Genomic DNA, 16,164 nt, shown 5'->3' with positions numbered 1-16,164 from the left:
AACTATTTTGCACACACCTTATTTCTTCCATGTGTTTTAGCTTCATAAAGTTTTTTATCGGCAGCCAGAACTAAATCAGTATAAACACTATTAAATGCCGGAACCATTCCGGCCAGCCCGATGCTGACAGTCACATGCCGTACCACACCATAATCATCCACGGTCGTATCCAGTTTTAGGACTGTCTTGCGAATTTTCTGACACAACATCCGGGCCTCCTTACTGGTGATACCCGTCCAGACAATAACAAACTCATCGCCTCCGTACCGGGCACAAATATCATCTGCCCGGTTTGCAAACCGCTTCAGTATATCAGCCACAGATTGCAAACACTTATCCCCCACACTATGACCATACATATCATTAATAAGCTTAAACTGATCAATATCGATAATAGCCAAATGCAAGAGGGACTGATGCCTCAGGCTTCGGTTCCATTCGGTTTTGAGAAATTCATCCAAAGTACGACGGTTGGGAATAGCCGTTAACGCATCCGTTCTGGCCAATTCATACGCGGCATTTTCCGCTTTTTTTCTTTCTGTAATATTCTGATGTGAAATAACAAAATAGCGGTTATCATCGAGCTGAAAGGACAATACACGCATCACAAACCAGCGCTGTGCATCAGAGCTATGGCAAGGGTATTCAAGTTCAAATTTATTTTGAGTACCATTAATAACATTCTGAATACCCGTTAATACATCCATTCCAAACTGGTCACCACTTTCGGCAACGCGGGTACATTCATCAAGATAATTCACACAATCCCAGGAGCTGGAAGAAATAACACAATCATTCTTATAGCCAAATTCCTGCCATGCCCGGTTTACAAATTTTATGTCACCAGACTCATCGATCACAGCAATATGGTCAGTAACAGAGTCAAGAACCTGCGCTAAAAATTCCACTGAGTTTTTCATCTTATCATCTCGATAATGTCCTTTTGACTTTACAGCCCAATTCTGTTCTTTTTACTTCTCGACAATAATTTATATTTTTCAGCAGGTTAAAATCATGTTGTTGTTAATCAAACAGTTATAATAATTACGTTTTCTTCCTCCTGCGAATAACCTTATTATAGATAGTGCTTTTTGTTTCATATCTAATTACATGGAATATTTACAAACATTTCGCTAAAAATTGAAATTAGATCACATAAATTGACGGCATAACTTAATAGCGCTGTTTTCATTTGCCCTGTATATAAGATCGACTGACATCAACTAGTGCATAATTTCTTATATAGCTCCTTCCAATTAAAATTGGAAAAGAAAGATGACTTCGGTCTGCCAGCGTGAATTCTGTTTCAGCTACCCTGTCTCCGATGCGAATCCGGGCTTCAATAACCGGACGGCGGGAACCGCGTTCATTACTTACCTGTTTAATTCTGACCCAACGTTTTACCGGTAAACTCAATTCTTCGCTGAGCCTGTCTTTATCACGAACTCTGAATCGTACCCATTTCTTCCCATTATGGATAAATATTTTCTGTTCAGCCGCATTCAGAGATGATGTAGCCGCCCCGGTATCCACCCGGGCCCGGTAAGATTGCTCTAAATCCAGAAAAGATACCCATTCTTTCTGTCCCAGAATCAACCGCCCCTGAACTTCTTTAATCTCTTCGATATCCGGTAAGCTGTTTCTGGTTTTAAAAGAGTCACTTTTCATGACGTTTTCTGCCTGAGCAGGATGTATCCATTGACTTGCCTCTGAATACACCAAAATCCCCGTAACCAATAGCAGTAGTAAGACTTTATAATATTTTTTGCACATGTAATCCCCGAACTTTTTTCGAACACCCTGACTTTTCAATCCCGTTAATATTACAAATAATCCTGTAAATTTATATTAGGAAGATGTTATTTATTAATCAATTCATAGTATTACAAACACAAAAAAGCCGTCTGATAGACGGCTTAACCACTAGGGTCAACAGACCCTAATATTATGTCATTTCAAATGATGAACAACCTGATTTGAACTTCCCCGCCACAACAATGACGGGTCAGCAAGTTCCTGCTCAAATTTTCCATCAACCAGAACATCAATCCATGGAAGTATCTGCTGTTGGTATTCGGACAATTCATCCAGTTTATAACCGGTCCAAAGCCAGATATCTTTACCCTGACACTCAGCATGCACCCTTTTCACCAGTTTCAGAATACCTTCAATATTGGCAGGATGAAGAGGATCACCACCGGATAAAGACAAACCACGTCTCTTGATCCGTGTATCATTCAAATCATTGATTATCTGATCTTCCATTTCACTGTTAAAAGCAAAGCCAGAATCAACAGGCCAGGTAGTCTGATTATAACATCCCCGGCACTGGTGCTCACAGCCGGAAACAAACAACGCACACCTTGTTCCCGGGCCATTGACGACATCAACAGGGTAATACTTATGATAGTTCATCGCGATACCAATACTATGAGTTAAAGATGTTTAACACGACGTTTTACTTCTTCCTGTTTACCGGTATTAAACGGTCTTGCATCCGGGCTTCCCAGATACCCACATACACGACGAATCACCGACACTTTCTCTGTATCGTGGTTACCGCATTTAGGACAAACAAACCCTTTACTGGTACAGGAAAACTCTCCGGTATAACCACATTCATAGCATTCATCAATTGGTGTATTCGTACCGTAATACGGAACCCGGTCATAACTGTAATTCCAGACATCTTCTAACGCTTCGACATTACGCTGCATGTTAGGGAATTCACCGTAACAGATAAAGCCACCATTCGATAAAGGAGGATATGGCATTTCGAAATCAATTTTATCGTAAGGATTAACTGCTTTTTCAACATCCAGGTGAAAGCTGTTAGTGTAATATCCTTTATCCGTTACACCATCAATAACACCAAATTCTTTTGTATCAATACTGCAAAAACGGTTACACAAGTTTTCGCTCGGAGTACCATACAAGCTGAATGCATAACCCGTTTCTTTTGCCCAGCGAACGGTTGCATCTTTCAGGCGACGAATGATTTCAACGCCTTCTTCACGCAATGTAGTATTGTCGTAAATATGACCACTGTTACGGTAAAGTGCATTAACGGTCTCATGAACACCGATATAACCAAGCGAAATAGAAGCACGACCATTTTTAAAGATATGTGAAACCGATTCATCCGCTTTTAATCTGACTCCACAAGCCCCTTCCATATACAAAATAGGTGCGACACGTGCTTTCACTTTTTCCAGACGACTAATTCTGGTTTCAAGTGCTCTTCTCGCCAATTCCAGACGATTGTCCAGAATTTCATAAAACTTATCACGATCCCCCTGAGCCTGTAACGCAATTCTTGGCAGATTCAGACTAACCACACCTAAGTTGTTACGCCCATCATGAACCAGTTCTCCGTGCTCTTCATAGACCCCAAGAAAACTACGACAACCCATAGGAGTTTTAAACGAACCGGTCACTTCAACCACTTTGTCGTAATTAAGAATATCCGGATACATACGTTTGGTCGCACAATCGAGAGCTAACTGTTTTACATCATAGTTCGGGTCGTCCGGATTACGGTTTAAACCATCTTTAATAGCAAACACCAGTTTAGGGAAAACAGCCGTCTTATGATTTTTACCCAGACCGGCAATTCGGTTTTTCAAAATGGATTTCTGAATCAGCTTCGATTCCCAACTTGTTCCCAGGCCGAAACCAAAAGTAACAAATGGTGTCTGTCCATTTGCTGTATGAAGCGTATTCACTTCATACTCCAAAGACTGGAATGCGTCATAACATTCTTTTTCTGTTCTGGCTAAAGCAAATGCTTCAGGATCTTTGACTTCCCACTCTTCACCAACAGCCAAATGCTTCTTATAACTGGCTTTGACATAAGGTTCCAGAATCTGGTCGATGCCATTAATGGTCGTACCGCCGTAAATATGACTTGCTACCTGAGCAATAATTTGAGCCGTAACCGCTGTTGCAGTTGAAATGGATTTAGGCGTGTCAATTTCAGCATTACCCATTTTAAATCCGCCAGTCAACATACCACGCAGGTCAATCAACATGCAGTTAAACATAGGGAAAAATGGTGCATAATCTAAGTCATGGTAATGAATGTCACCTCGTTCGTGAGCCTGAACGATGTCCCGGGGTAAAATACGTGTTTTTGCATAGTGTTTTGCAACAATACCAGCCAACAGATCCCGTTGAGTAGGAATGACTTTGCCGTCTTTGTTTGCATTTTCGTTCAGAAGATCCGCGTTGCTTTCATTGATCAACCCTTCGATCTCTTGTGTTAATGCACTTTGTTTTTCTCTGGCAATGTCTCTGTCATGACGATATTCAATGTAAGAACGCGCCAACTGCTTGTATGGGCCCTGCATTAATTCGTTTTCAACTAACGTTTGAATTTCGGCAATATTAACCTGCTCTTTATCTTCCAACTTTAACTCAACAGCAAGAGCAACATTCAGCGCATAAATGGCTGTATCTTTATCTGGTTGTTTAGCAGCGGCCTCTACAGCCGACTGTATCCTGTCCCTGTTAAACGCTGCCTTTGAGCCGTCACGTTTGATAACGATAGGTTTCACCTTTTTTCTCCTTAGTCCGCTAGTGCAAATCCAAACAACACACTATATGGGCATATTTTTAGTTATTGGTTACTATATGTTGGGTTGTAATTTAAATATATGCCACTAGGAAAGTATTGATTTAGATCAATAAACAGAATTAGAAGGTGAAGAACAACACAAACTTTATTACAAGATCCCATTTACGAAAAATAAATCACGAAATCTAAAATTTTTGTCAAGTATTCGCATTGTGCTGATTTAGTGATAGTATCAATGCAGCTAAAATTTCCCGAAAAATTTCATGCCAAAGAAACGTTTTTTTTCATTCATTATTTCCTTTTTTTATGCTATTTCTTTTTCTGCCAATGCACTATCGATAGCATCCTGGAATTTACAATGGCTGACATCTCAACCCATCCATCACTCTAAACTTAAGATCAATAAAAGATCTTCCTCGGATTTTGAACAACTCGCAACTCTGTTCAGACAGAACGACGTTGATATTCTGGCGTTTCAGGAAGTGAACGATAGTCCGGCAATCAAAAAAGTCGTTGGAAATGAATACAAACTATATTTATCGGATCGCTCAAAACCGGAATGGAGCCGGCTTCAGTTTAAAGACATCAACCAATATACCGGATTTGCGGTCCGTAAGAGCCTGTTTATTACTGACCCACCAGATATCCAGTTAATTCACAAAAGTCAACTCCGCTTTGCTTCCTACATCGTATTGAGACGAACTCAAAAACCGGATTTACATTTGCTGTCTGTCCATCTGAAAAGCGGTTGTTTCGGAAAATGGAATCCACATAAGAAGGCCTGCATTACTTTGAAAAAACAAGGAGTCGAATTAAATAAATGGATGAAACAAAGAATCATTAACCATAATGATTTTGCGATTCTGGGCGATTTCAATCATAACCTTTCTTACCCCAAAGACTGGTTATGGCGCGGTATAACTCACAATCTAAACCACCAACCTATTCTATCCACCAAAAGAACTTCGGCCGACTGCAGGCAACTAAACAAAAGAGGGAAAACGTTCCGTTATCGTCACATCATTGACCATATGATCACATCGGACAGCGTCACCATTTCTGAAACACATCAAGTTCCATATCCGGCAAAAGCACTAAAACATTACCAATTAAGCGATCATTGCTTGCTACTTGGACGGCTCAAATAACAGTCATACGTATCCGTTTATGAATAAAAAACCGTCAGCCAAATTGTTTTTTCCTGATCAGACGTTGCTTTCACTTTATGCTTTTCATGAGCAATAATCGTATAATAGTCCCCGGGATTCAGTACTATTTCGCTGCCATCTTCAAACTCAAGGATGCCATATCCGACTAGGACCAATACCCATTCATTCTCTTCCTGATCATACCATCCTTCCTCTGGAGAAGAATGACCATCGGAAATAATCCGCTCAATTCTTATATTCTTTGCAACAACAAGATCTTCAAATATTTCTTCCGGAACAGCACCGGGAAGATCAGCAAACAAATTATTCGTTTTATTCATCACGTTGTCCTGTCTGATAGGCTTAGCACACCCATTTTATCAAGCCGGTACCGCTGAAAATCTTCGGCCAGAAATAGCTGCCCGGAATAAACGCTTTCCGCTTCGCGTTTTAAATCATGAATGGATGGCGAACCGGATACCAAAGGCGAAAACCTGGGACTGAAATGTGTCAGTAACAAATTTGGAATACGGTTGTCCTGACTGAACTGAGCAACCTGACGTGCGAAACTGTGTCCGAACTCTCTGGCTTTCTCAGCCATCGTTTCCGTAAACGTTGCTTCATGCACCAGTACATCACAATTGATACACTCTTCTTTGAGTAAAGATGGCGTGTCATTATCGCCACAAATAATGATTTTTCTCGGTTTGTGAGTATGCTTTAAAAAATCACGACTGAGGATAGGTTTACCATTAAAACACACATCGGCTCCTGCCTGTAACTCTCCCCACAGAGGTCCTCTTGGGATACCTTTTTCTGCTAGTTTATCCGTATCTAAGCTTGCCACGGTGTCATTTTCAGTAAAACCATATGAGAAAGACGGAATCACATGAGACAGAGCGGTAGCTGACACAGTGAACTGACCGAAGTCAGGGAGTATATCAGTCTCAGAACAGAGATAACGGAGCTCATAAGGCAAATTCAATACCGTATGTTTCTGAGTCGCCTCTAACCATTCTTGAATACCCCTTGGAGCGACAATTGTTAGTGGCGTTTTCCTTCCGTTCATTCCCGCACTTGCCAACACTCCAGGCAAACCGTAGCAATGATCGCCATGTACGTGTGTAATAAAAATGGCTTCCAATGAGTTTAAAGACAGCCTGGAACGAAGTAGCTGGTGTTGAGTCCCTTCTCCGCAATCAATCAGATACCAACGTTTTCCTTTGCTCTCACTTAAACCAATGGCGGAAACATTCCTGTTTTTGGTCGGGACCCCTGCTGACGTACCAAGGAAATGCAATTCCATTCGTTATATCCTATTAAAGTCATCGATTCTGAATAGATTATTATCGGAAATTTTGTCCGTTTACGAAACCGTATTATGACCCGCTAGATTTAAAATGTGCTGCTTTTAGTCCAGTGTTTGTATCACCTAATAAACGGAGCACCTTTGGTGCTCCGTCAGATCTGCTTTTCGATCACTAAGAAACAATCCGTTTTCTCATATAGGAATAATACAAAATCGGAATAATCACTAACGTCAAAATCGTCGAAACAAAAATCCCGAAAATCAAACTAATTGCCAGACCGTTAAAAATCGGGTCATCCAGAATAAACAGAGCACCAATCATAGCAGCCAACGCAGTCAGAATAATCGGTTTCGCTCTGACAGCCGCCGAATGAATGACGGCCTCTGATAATGCAACGCCTTCCTGTAATTGATAATTGATAAAGTCCACCAGCAAAATCGAATTACGGACAATAATTCCCGCCAGCGCAATCATCCCGATCATCGAGGTAGCCGTAAACTGAGCGTGTAACATTGCGTGACCCGGTAACACACCAAGAATGGTTAACGGTATCGGAGACATAATGATCAATGGCACAAAATACGATTTAAAATGTGCAACAACCAGCAAATAAATCAAAATCATACCAACCGCATAGGCAATCCCCATATCCCGGAACGTTTCATAAGTAATTTTCCACTCACCATCCCAAAGAACCGAAATATTGTTCAACCCCGACGGTTGATGCACATAGTTCTGCTCAACCGGAAACGGCAGTTTGCCGATGTTTTTCCCTATTTCAAACATCCCGTATAAAGGACTGTCTAAATGGCCCGACATATCACCAACCACCATGATCATTGGAACCAGATTTTTATGAACGATGTAGTCCGGTGTCGGCTCTTTTACCACACGGGCAAATTCAGACAGTGAATATAAATGTCCATTCTGACCGGCCACTTTTAACAGCAAGAGTGAATCCATACTGGTTTTCACCACCTCAGTTGCCTGAATCTGAATCGGTACCGGATATTTACTGTGATCACTGTGCAGATACGTAACAGGCGAACCACCCAAAGCAACAGCCAGTGTATTCACCGCATCCTGGTAACTGACGCCCAGATGAGACGCTTTTGTTCTATCAATTTTAACCCGCCATTTTTCAGTCGGCGTCGGCAGATAAATATCGACATCAACAATATCCTTACTGTGCTCAAAAACGGACTTTATCGCTGTTGCAGCCTGTTTTCGCATTTCATGATCCGGGCCATAAACTTCTGCAACAATGGGCGACCAGACAGGAGGACCGGGCGGGACCTCAACAACTTTCACTTTACCGCCAAACCGTTTCGCAACTTCAACCAGTTTGGGACGGACCTCTGTGGCAATTTCATGGCTGCTTTTATCCCGGTGAGATTTATCAAACAGATTGACCTGAATATCCCCCTGATTCGCAGCGCTACGTAAGAAGTAATGTCGCACCAGGCCATTAAAGTTAATCGGAGCGGCGGTTCCGGCATACATCTGATAATCCCGGACAGTCTCTTCTTTATCAAGAACCTGCCCCATTTCGAATAAAACCCGCTGCGTTTTTTCCAGAGAAGCGCCATCCGGCATATCGAGAACGACCTGAAATTCTGATTTATTATCAAATGGCAGCATTTTCATTACAACAAGTTGTGTCAGCGGAAGAGTAAACGTTGACAGCATCAGAGCAATCACACCAAGCCCCAGTAGCCACCGGTTTCGTCTTTGCCGGGGAGATGAAACAAAAGGCCCCATTAATCGTCTAAAGAACGAAATGGATTTACTTTCATCAGATGCATGACCGGAAGTCGCCTTAAGTAACTTTCCGGATAACCATGGCGAGAAAACAAACGCTACCGCGAGCGATATCAACATTCCCATCGATGCATTAATCGGAATGGGACTCATATAGGGCCCCATCAGCCCCGTTACAAATGCCATAGGAAGCAAGGCTGCAATCACGGTCAGCGTTGCCAGAATCGTCGGTCCACCAACTTCATCTACTGCTGAAGGAATTAATTCCTTCAGCCTGACGCCCCGTTTCATCTGCATATGCCGGTGAATATTTTCAACCACCACAATGGCATCATCGACCAAAATACCTATGGAAAAAATCAAAGCGAATAAAGAAACCCGGTTAAGCGTAAACCCCCAAGCCCATGACGCAAACAGAGTAGCCATCAGGGTAACCACAATGGCCATACCAACGACGATTGCTTCCCGCCACCCCATTGTCAGCAGCACTAAAATAACAACAGCACCAGTAGCAAACACCAGCTTACCAATCAGCGTATTACTTTTACTCAGCGCGGTTTTCCCGTAATCACGGGTGATATCTATTTTTACACCGTCAGGAATTAATGTATTCCGCAAAGCCTGAAGCCGTTTTTCCACGGCAGCAGCCACCACCACCGCGTTCTCACCAGTTTTTTTTGCAACCGCAATAGTCACTGCCGGATCGACTTTCGTTTTATCACTGGTCCACACGTTGGCGGTCGGGACACCGGCCCTCAGATTAACCGAGGCAACATCATTCAGATAGACAGGAGAACCATTCATAACGGTTAGTAACAGATGCCGGACATCTCCGACAGAACTCAGATATTGTCCGGCCTGAACCGGAATCTGAATATTATGCTGAGTCACAGAAAGCTGCTGAGAACTTGAATTAGCGGATTTCAGGACATTCATCACCTGCGACAAAGTAAGACCAAAACTGTTCAGTTTGGTTGGATCTATCCGGACATCCACTATCTCATTATGTCCGCCAACCGTGTAAATATCCCGGGTTCCGGGGACACGTTTCAGCTCGGTTTCGAGTCCGTGTGCCACTTTTGTCAGACCGACTGATCCCAGTTTTCCGCCGGGATCACTCAATGTAATACCAACAATAGGTACATCTTCGATACCTTTGGGTTTAATAACTGGCTCACCAACGCCCACGCCAGAAGGCAACCAATTTTTATTGGAGTAAAGTTTATTATAAATTTTCACTACCGCATCATTTCTTGCCACACCAACCTTAAATACCGCAATGATCACAGCACCATCGGCTCGTGAAAAAGAATAAATCGTATCAATTCCCTGAATCTCAGAAATCACCTGTTCTGCAGAATTCGTCACCAGACTTTCTACCTCTGATGGTGTTGCACCGGGAAAAGGAATGAAGACATCAGCAAATGTTACATCTATCTGAGGCTCCTCTTCCTTTGGTGTTACCCATATAGCAAAAAGGCCCATCAACAGCCCGACAAGAGCCAGTAAAGGCGTAATGGCAGAGCCCTGAAACACACTGGCAATACGTCCTGATATTCCTGTTTTCTTATCCATAACAGCCTCCTCTAAAGTCGGTATGCATCCTGAAGGATTTCATCACCGGGCTCCAGGCCGGAAAGAACTTCAACATCATCACCAAATTCCTGCCCGGTTCGGACCGGATTCAACATCCGTTTCTGATCTGACAGGCGGTAAACCGAACTCAGTTCACCACGGACTACGACAGATGATTTAGGAATTAACATCAATTCATTTTGACCTATTTGTACGTTCAGTTTTAACCAAATCCCCGGAACCAGCTGTTCTGAGTTTGTCGCAGAATCCGGGATCGTTAAACGAATTTTAAAAGCATGAGTCCGTACATCGGCATAAGGAAAAATTTGATAATCAAGAGGAGATACCTTTTTACCTGACGGAAGAACAACGGAAAACTGGTCAGCAGAATGAATCCGATTCCGGTACTGTTGAGGAATATCCAGTGCAATTCGGAGAGGGTGAGTCCCGTAACCACTTAATAAAGGTGTTCCGACCGACACCGTTTCACCAAGCTCAACATGCCTTTTGGTCACAATACCATCGTAAGGAGCCCGGATATTGGTATACCCTAACGATTCTTTGGCACGTTTTACTGCCGCTTCAGCCGACTTTACGGCAGCCCCGGCACTTTTGGCACTGGCAATAGCAGAGTCCATCTGTTGACGTGAAATGGCTCCTTTAGGAAATAATTGCCTGAACCTCTTTAACTGACTCTGGGCATCATCGTTGCGGGCAATGGCCGAAGTCAAACCAGCACGGGCAGAGTCAAGAACAGCGGTCTGCTCTGTCCGGCTGATTTCCAGAAGAACCGCTCCTTTTTTAACTTTATCGTTAACATCAACATTTATGCCAATAACACGACCGGACGTCTGCGCAGCTACCGTTCCCTGATTGACTGCTTCAACCGTACCATCCAGTGGCAAATAAACAGGAACTATTTGTTTTTCAACTTTATATAACGAATCATTTTCAGCAAATGAAAAAAGCGGAGTAAGTAAAACACAGACATACCCCAGTACCCGATATTTCTTCTTTAGTAACCCCATGTTCAACTCCTCAGCTTCCGGCGGTGTTGATTATTTAACTCATTTAAACCTAGTCTATTTTTCCATAAGAGATAACTTAAGCTGCTCTTTCCTGTTGTTAACTTTTTGCACAAAATACTGAGTACCGGCTAATCCCAACAGCATTGATGCAAAAAATACCCAGGTATTCACTTCCATAAAACTCATTCTGGCCAAAGCCGGGCCGGGACAGATACCGGAAAGCCCCCAACCGACACCAAATACAACTGACCCGGCGACTAAACGGCAATTAATCTTTTTTAACGTACTAAATGAAAATGTACCGGCCAGTAAAGGACGATTTCTCCGGTTTATTATCAGCCAGAATACCGGCGTAAATACGATTAAAGCTCCCAACATGACAAACATTAAGCTGATGTCCCAATGTCCGGTCACGTCCAGAAAACCAATGACTTTCGCGGGGTTCACCATTTGGGATATCACCATACCAGCACCAAATAGCAGTCCGCACAATAATGAAACACCATGAAAAAGAAATTTTTTCATCATCCGTCCTTATAACAAATGGAGATTAATATAAGCAGTAAACCCGGCGACAAGCATAAAAATCCCGGTAGCGACAACAGAGCGAATGGAACGCCGTCCCATTCCGCAGATACCATGACCACTGGTACATCCGTTTGCCAGACGGGTTCCGATTCCCACACACAGACCGGCAATAACCAGTTGTGGCAAAGAGAGTTTTATCGCACCCAAACTGAGTTTCGGGAAATAAACGCAAGCCATATAGCCTCCGCATACAACACCGACACTGAAAAGAAGACTCCAGCTGAAACCAGGATGCTTAGGTCTCATCGAGGAAGCTAAAATGCCGCTAATCCCGGCCACCTTTCCATTAAAAAGCATTAGAATACTTGCAGACACACCAAGTAATGCGCCTCCACCTAATGCCAGCCAAATATCATTCACTCTATTTCTCCGATTCATCTCTCATTATTACTGACAAAATAATGCCTGCAGGCTTGCTATCACTTCCGATGTTTTATCACCGGCAAGAGAATAGAAAACCTGCTGAGCTTCTTTTCTGACGACCACTAAATTATGTTTTCGTAAAACCGATAAATGTTGAGAAAACGCGGAAGGACTCAGGTCTGAGCATTCCTGTAATAGCCCGGCACTCATTTCACCCTGAGTCAACTGACAAAGCACCATCAAACGTTCAGGATGAGACAGTATCTTAAGTAACTCTGATACTTCTTTCGCACTCCCTTTCATTTTCTGTACATCAACAGCCGGTTTCGCCATACAATGCCCCCTCAGCATTCATTCACTTCATCATATTCAATAGTATAATTTAGTCAAACCTAATTTAGCAAAAATAAAATTAGATTTATCTAAAATAAGTGTTACTATAATATTGAGATTATAAAGGAGGCCTCAATTATGAATATTGAAAATGCTTTACGGGTGGTGGTTGGATGTATGGTACTGCTGTCTGTCGCACTAACCTGGTATGTTCACCCATATTTTATCTGGTTTACAGTGTTTATCGGACTCAATCTAATTCAGAGTGCATTCACCGGATTTTGCCCTGCACTTTCAATTCTGAAAAAAATGGGATTTAAATAGTTCGCCGTATGAGTAAACAAGATATCCGGAGATGCCGGGCCTTTCAGTCATCTGAAATAACGACATCTCCCGTTTTCGGGTCTAATATTTTGAATGAAATTAACGGTGAGTCTTAGAACGAATATTCTCGTTACCATCCCAGAATGAAAAACAATTCCGGCCATTTTCTTTTGATTTATACAACGCGTCATCTGCCATATCGTACACCCGGTTCAGCGTTTCCTTACCCGTTGGAAAAAATGTCACTATCCCCTGAGAAACGGTAATATGATCTTCAACTGAACTGTATTCATGCCGGTAATTAATCGCCTGAATTGCCACCTGTATGCGATTGGCCGCTCTTTCGGCCTGTTTTTGATCGCAATGTCCCAGAAACACGACAAATTCTTCCCCGCCGTACCGTCCAACATACTCCCCGGCTCTAGGAAAAAGCTTATTTACCGTCTGAGCAATTGTACAAAGACACTGATCGCCTTCAGTATGCCCATAATTGTCATTGAAAAGCTTAAATAAATCGACATCAAACAAAATGACGGTCAGGGGTAAATGATGACGGCCATGAACAGACACCATTTCATGTAATTTTTCGTCCATATAGCGCCGGTTATGAACCTGTGTCAGTCCATCTTCATGAACCTGCCTCTGCAGCAACTGGTTAAGCTGTTCTAATTTTGCCGTTGTTGTCTTCAGTTCTCGTCTCATGTCGGCAATACGCTGCATTGCCAATAACTTTGACATCAGAACCAGCTTTTCAACCGGCTTAATTAAGTAGTCATCCCCCCCGGAATTAATTGCCTGAGCAATCATTTCCGGTTCGTCATGGCTACTGAGAAAAATAATCGGAACCCAGTCTTTGTACTTTGCCCTGAGGAATGTCGACACTTCGTATCCGGACATTTCCGGCATCATGACATCGAGTATAATCAACTCCGGCTCAAACAATTCATAGGACGCCAGAGCATCTCTGCCACTCGGTACACTTTGTACACTATGCCCTAGCTGTTTTAAACGAATAGCAAGCTGCATTCTGTCTAACTTAACATCATCTACTAATAATATTTTCATCCTGCAGCTCTAATTAATGCGATCGATCCATAATCATTTATGTGTACACAGGTCATATCATATCACTATATTTCTTTTACTGAATCACTGACTAGACTAAAATTACGGCTCAATATTTGAAAAAGAGTATTGTTTTTTAAAACTGAGGGAAATCATGTCTGAATCAGAACAAACTGCAGAAACAAAAATCGACTTAACTAAAATTTCACAGGAGCTTCGCCAGGTCATTAAGTTTGAAGAAATACCGGAAGCAATGCACAACATGATTGTCTCTATTCATGATGTATCAGAAGACGTCGTCAGGGAAGCCTGGGATAAATTACCCAAAAGTGCACAAAACATCCTGGATAACTTTGAGCAGTTTCATTCTCTGATATCCGTGAGTCAGGCATTTGCCGGCGTCAGCGTAATGGAAGAGTTTCCGACTCTGAATTTACCTGAAGATATGACAGAAGAAGATAAAGAAGAATACCGGGCCGAACTTTTAGATCAGGCTCTGCATAGCTGTGTAAAAGATATCGTTAAACAGATAAAGAAAGCCCGTCGGGACCCGATTCTGAAACGCGAATTCACCGAAGTATTTACAGACTGACTTTCTTTACGACCAACGGGCATCTTATTCTAAAGATGCCCGCTTCATCTGATGCCCTCCTGAGAACCGCAAATTTAATCTAAAACAAATTAACCACAGGTATTCGAACAAAAAGTAGCCATAAGGCACTATATATATTTACTCGCCTGGCATTTTATTGTGTAATCCCCACTCATTTTTAGTTCAATTAACCAGGTAGGAATAAACAAATAATGGACAACTCTTCTTCCCGCAAAGGGCCATGGGGACGACTAGCACTATGGAAAAAAATTTTAGTTGGGATGGTTGCTGGTATTGTCGTCGGCGCTCTTATGGGACCAAGTGCTGAATTGATAAAGCCAATCGGAACCCTTTTTATTAATGCAATCAAGATGTTGATTGTTCCACTTGTATTCTGTTCACTCATTGTCGGCATTACTTCAATGAAAGATACAAGAAAAATGGGTCGTATCGGTATCAAAGCCATTGTCCTGTATTTAGGTACAACAGCCGTCGCAATTGCGCTGGGACTTGCACTTTCTTCAATTATTGAACCTGGAGCAGGGCTGAACCGGGCCGTTACTGAGGCCAGCACAATCAGTAAAAGTGCACCACCTTTAGTGCAGACACTCCTGAATATTATTCCTAAAAACCCAATTGGAGCACTGGCAGAAGGCAACATTCTTCAGATTATCTTCTTTGCAATCGGCCTTGGTGTCGCTCTGGTATTAATCGGTGAAAAAGGCAAACCAGCAGTAAAAGTGTTCGAAAGTCTGGCAGAAGCCATGTACAAACTGACCGAAATTGTGATGTCTTTTGCGCCATATGGTGTCTTTGCTTTAATGGCATGGGTAGCCGGAAAATTCGGTATTGATGTCTTAATGCCTCTGATTAAAGTTATCGCTGCGGTTTATCTGGGTGCAATCATTCACGTTCTTGTATTCTACACTGGCGTTTTATCTATCTTTGGCCGACTGAATCCAATGCCATATTTACGTGGAATCACGAACCCGGCCGCCGTTGCCTACACCACATCAAGCAGCTCAGGCACATTACCTGCGACACTGAAGGCAAGCCAGGAAGAACTTGGCGTATCAAAAGGTGTTTCAAGTTTTGTATTACCTCTGGGTGCAACCATTAACATGGACGGCACTGCCCTTTATCAGGGTGTTTGTGCTCTGTTCATCGCACAAGCTTTCGGTGTTCATCTGGAAGTCGCTGATTACATTACCATCATAATGACAGCGACACTGGCATCTATCGGTACTGCAGGTGTCCCGGGAGCTGGATTGATCATGCTTTCTCTGGTTCTGACAACCGTTGGACTTCCAATGGAAGGCCTGGCTATTGTTGCCGGCATTGACCGTATTCTGGATATGGCCCGAACCACAATCAACGTGTGCGGGGACATAATGGTTTCTGTTCTGATTGCTAAGAGTGAAGGTGAACTGGATAAACAGACGTACAATTCTTAACGCCTGACATATCACACTATTTGTATTTAGATAAAAAGAAAGAGCCA

At 42.6% G+C, this 16,164-nt stretch carries 16 protein-coding genes; 4 read left to right on the top strand and 12 right to left on the bottom strand.

Annotated features, from left to right (window positions below):
* Positions 1-2: 2 nt before the first annotated feature.
* The 4 genes from LRQ06_RS16205 to nrdD all read right to left on the bottom strand — a co-directional run bounded on the left by LRQ06_RS16205 (position 3) and on the right by nrdD (position 4,556).
* Positions 3-920 (bottom strand): sensor domain-containing diguanylate cyclase, encoded by a 918-nt coding sequence (locus tag LRQ06_RS16205; protein WP_232768088.1) that lies wholly within the window; start codon positions 918-920, stop codon positions 3-5.
* Between the two features lie 268 nt (positions 921-1,188).
* Positions 1,189-1,773 carry an ATP-dependent zinc protease family protein gene (locus tag LRQ06_RS16200; protein ID WP_232768087.1) on the bottom strand — a complete coding sequence of 195 codons (585 nt, stop codon included), beginning with the start codon at positions 1,771-1,773 and terminating at the stop codon, positions 1,189-1,191.
* Positions 1,774-1,950: 177 nt separating this feature from the next.
* Positions 1,951-2,415 carry an anaerobic ribonucleoside-triphosphate reductase-activating protein gene (gene nrdG, locus LRQ06_RS16195; protein ID WP_232768086.1) on the bottom strand — a complete coding sequence of 155 codons (465 nt, stop codon included), beginning with the start codon at positions 2,413-2,415 and terminating at the stop codon, positions 1,951-1,953.
* 20 nt (positions 2,416-2,435) lie between these two features.
* Entirely contained in the window at positions 2,436-4,556 is a 2,121-nt protein-coding gene (gene nrdD, locus LRQ06_RS16190; protein WP_232768085.1) for an anaerobic ribonucleoside-triphosphate reductase, read from the bottom strand.
* A 283-nt stretch (positions 4,557-4,839) separates the two neighbouring features.
* On the opposite strand from nrdD, the gene LRQ06_RS16185 reads away from it, so the two are divergent.
* On the top strand, positions 4,840-5,724 hold the full coding sequence (locus LRQ06_RS16185; RefSeq protein ID WP_232768084.1) for an endonuclease/exonuclease/phosphatase family protein: 885 nt from the start codon (positions 4,840-4,842) through the stop codon (positions 5,722-5,724).
* A 17-nt stretch (positions 5,725-5,741) separates the two neighbouring features.
* On the opposite strand, the gene LRQ06_RS16180 is transcribed toward LRQ06_RS16185, so the two are convergent.
* The 7 genes from LRQ06_RS16180 to LRQ06_RS16150 form a co-directional block, all read right to left on the bottom strand.
* Positions 5,742-6,065 (bottom strand): cupin domain-containing protein, encoded by a 324-nt coding sequence (locus tag LRQ06_RS16180; protein ID WP_232768083.1) that lies wholly within the window; start codon positions 6,063-6,065, stop codon positions 5,742-5,744.
* Positions 6,065-7,030, bottom strand: a complete 966-nt coding sequence (locus LRQ06_RS16175; RefSeq protein ID WP_232768082.1) for a ribonuclease Z — start codon at positions 7,028-7,030, stop codon at positions 6,065-6,067. The genes LRQ06_RS16180 and LRQ06_RS16175 overlap by 1 nt, the downstream gene beginning before the upstream one ends.
* A gap of 175 nt (positions 7,031-7,205) precedes the next feature.
* Positions 7,206-10,370, bottom strand: coding sequence for an efflux RND transporter permease subunit (locus tag LRQ06_RS16170; protein WP_232768081.1), 3,165 nt, complete (start codon positions 10,368-10,370; stop codon positions 7,206-7,208).
* 11 nt (positions 10,371-10,381) lie between these two features.
* The gene (locus LRQ06_RS16165; RefSeq protein ID WP_232768080.1) at positions 10,382-11,398 is read right to left on the bottom strand and encodes an efflux RND transporter periplasmic adaptor subunit; all 1,017 of its coding nucleotides are present in this window, start codon (positions 11,396-11,398) and stop codon (positions 10,382-10,384) included.
* 54 nt (positions 11,399-11,452) lie between these two features.
* Positions 11,453-11,923, bottom strand: a complete 471-nt coding sequence (locus LRQ06_RS16160) for a YeeE/YedE family protein (RefSeq protein WP_232768079.1) — start codon at positions 11,921-11,923, stop codon at positions 11,453-11,455.
* A 9-nt stretch (positions 11,924-11,932) separates the two neighbouring features.
* Entirely contained in the window at positions 11,933-12,346 is a 414-nt protein-coding gene (locus LRQ06_RS16155; protein ID WP_232768078.1) for a YeeE/YedE family protein, read from the bottom strand.
* A gap of 27 nt (positions 12,347-12,373) precedes the next feature.
* Positions 12,374-12,682 (bottom strand): ArsR/SmtB family transcription factor, encoded by a 309-nt coding sequence (locus tag LRQ06_RS16150; RefSeq protein WP_232768077.1) that lies wholly within the window; start codon positions 12,680-12,682, stop codon positions 12,374-12,376.
* A gap of 138 nt (positions 12,683-12,820) precedes the next feature.
* On the opposite strand from LRQ06_RS16150, the gene LRQ06_RS16145 reads away from it, so the two are divergent.
* Entirely contained in the window at positions 12,821-13,006 is a 186-nt protein-coding gene (locus LRQ06_RS16145) for a YgaP family membrane protein (RefSeq protein WP_232768076.1), read from the top strand.
* A 99-nt stretch (positions 13,007-13,105) separates the two neighbouring features.
* Here the strand turns inward: LRQ06_RS16145 and LRQ06_RS16140 are convergent, their stop codons facing one another.
* Positions 13,106-14,071, bottom strand: coding sequence for a GGDEF domain-containing response regulator (locus LRQ06_RS16140; protein ID WP_232768075.1), 966 nt, complete (start codon positions 14,069-14,071; stop codon positions 13,106-13,108).
* Positions 14,072-14,225: 154 nt separating this feature from the next.
* Between LRQ06_RS16140 and LRQ06_RS16135 the strand changes: the two genes are divergently transcribed.
* Together LRQ06_RS16135 and LRQ06_RS16130 are read left to right on the top strand one after the other, a co-directional pair.
* Positions 14,226-14,663, top strand: a complete 438-nt coding sequence (locus LRQ06_RS16135) for a DUF3069 domain-containing protein (protein ID WP_232768074.1) — start codon at positions 14,226-14,228, stop codon at positions 14,661-14,663.
* Between the two features lie 212 nt (positions 14,664-14,875).
* Positions 14,876-16,117, top strand: a complete 1,242-nt coding sequence (locus tag LRQ06_RS16130) for a dicarboxylate/amino acid:cation symporter (RefSeq protein WP_232768073.1) — start codon at positions 14,876-14,878, stop codon at positions 16,115-16,117.
* Positions 16,118-16,164 lie beyond the last annotated feature (47 nt).

The organism is Vibrio salinus, from assembly GCF_021272385.1.
Classification (GTDB): Bacteria; Pseudomonadota; Gammaproteobacteria; order Enterobacterales; family Vibrionaceae; genus Vibrio; species Vibrio salinus.
The sequence above is the reverse complement of the archived record's forward strand: the minus strand, read 5'-3'. Positions and strand labels throughout refer to the sequence as shown.

Excerpts from the sequence above, each read along its gene's own strand:
- nrdG (WP_232768086.1), bottom strand. The coding sequence starts at position 2,415 with ATGAACTATCATAAGTATTACCCTGTTGATGTCGTCAATGGCCCGGGA.
- LRQ06_RS16185 (WP_232768084.1), top strand. The coding sequence starts at position 4,840 with ATGCCAAAGAAACGTTTTTTTTCATTCATTATTTCCTTTTTTTATGCT.
- LRQ06_RS16160 (WP_232768079.1), bottom strand. The coding sequence starts at position 11,923 with ATGAAAAAATTTCTTTTTCATGGTGTTTCATTATTGTGCGGACTGCTA.
- LRQ06_RS16130 (WP_232768073.1), top strand. The coding sequence starts at position 14,876 with ATGGACAACTCTTCTTCCCGCAAAGGGCCATGGGGACGACTAGCACTA.
- LRQ06_RS16150 (WP_232768077.1), bottom strand. The coding sequence starts at position 12,682 with ATGGCGAAACCGGCTGTTGATGTACAGAAAATGAAAGGGAGTGCGAAA.
- LRQ06_RS16200 (WP_232768087.1), bottom strand. The coding sequence starts at position 1,773 with ATGTGCAAAAAATATTATAAAGTCTTACTACTGCTATTGGTTACGGGG.
- LRQ06_RS16180 (WP_232768083.1), bottom strand. The coding sequence starts at position 6,065 with ATGAATAAAACGAATAATTTGTTTGCTGATCTTCCCGGTGCTGTTCCG.
- LRQ06_RS16145 (WP_232768076.1), top strand. The coding sequence starts at position 12,821 with ATGAATATTGAAAATGCTTTACGGGTGGTGGTTGGATGTATGGTACTG.
- LRQ06_RS16135 (WP_232768074.1), top strand. The coding sequence starts at position 14,226 with ATGTCTGAATCAGAACAAACTGCAGAAACAAAAATCGACTTAACTAAA.
- LRQ06_RS16175 (WP_232768082.1), bottom strand. The coding sequence starts at position 7,030 with ATGGAATTGCATTTCCTTGGTACGTCAGCAGGGGTCCCGACCAAAAAC.
- LRQ06_RS16140 (WP_232768075.1), bottom strand. The coding sequence starts at position 14,071 with ATGAAAATATTATTAGTAGATGATGTTAAGTTAGACAGAATGCAGCTT.
- LRQ06_RS16205 (WP_232768088.1), bottom strand. The coding sequence starts at position 920 with ATGAAAAACTCAGTGGAATTTTTAGCGCAGGTTCTTGACTCTGTTACT.
- LRQ06_RS16170 (WP_232768081.1), bottom strand. The coding sequence starts at position 10,370 with ATGGATAAGAAAACAGGAATATCAGGACGTATTGCCAGTGTGTTTCAG.
- LRQ06_RS16165 (WP_232768080.1), bottom strand. The coding sequence starts at position 11,398 with ATGGGGTTACTAAAGAAGAAATATCGGGTACTGGGGTATGTCTGTGTT.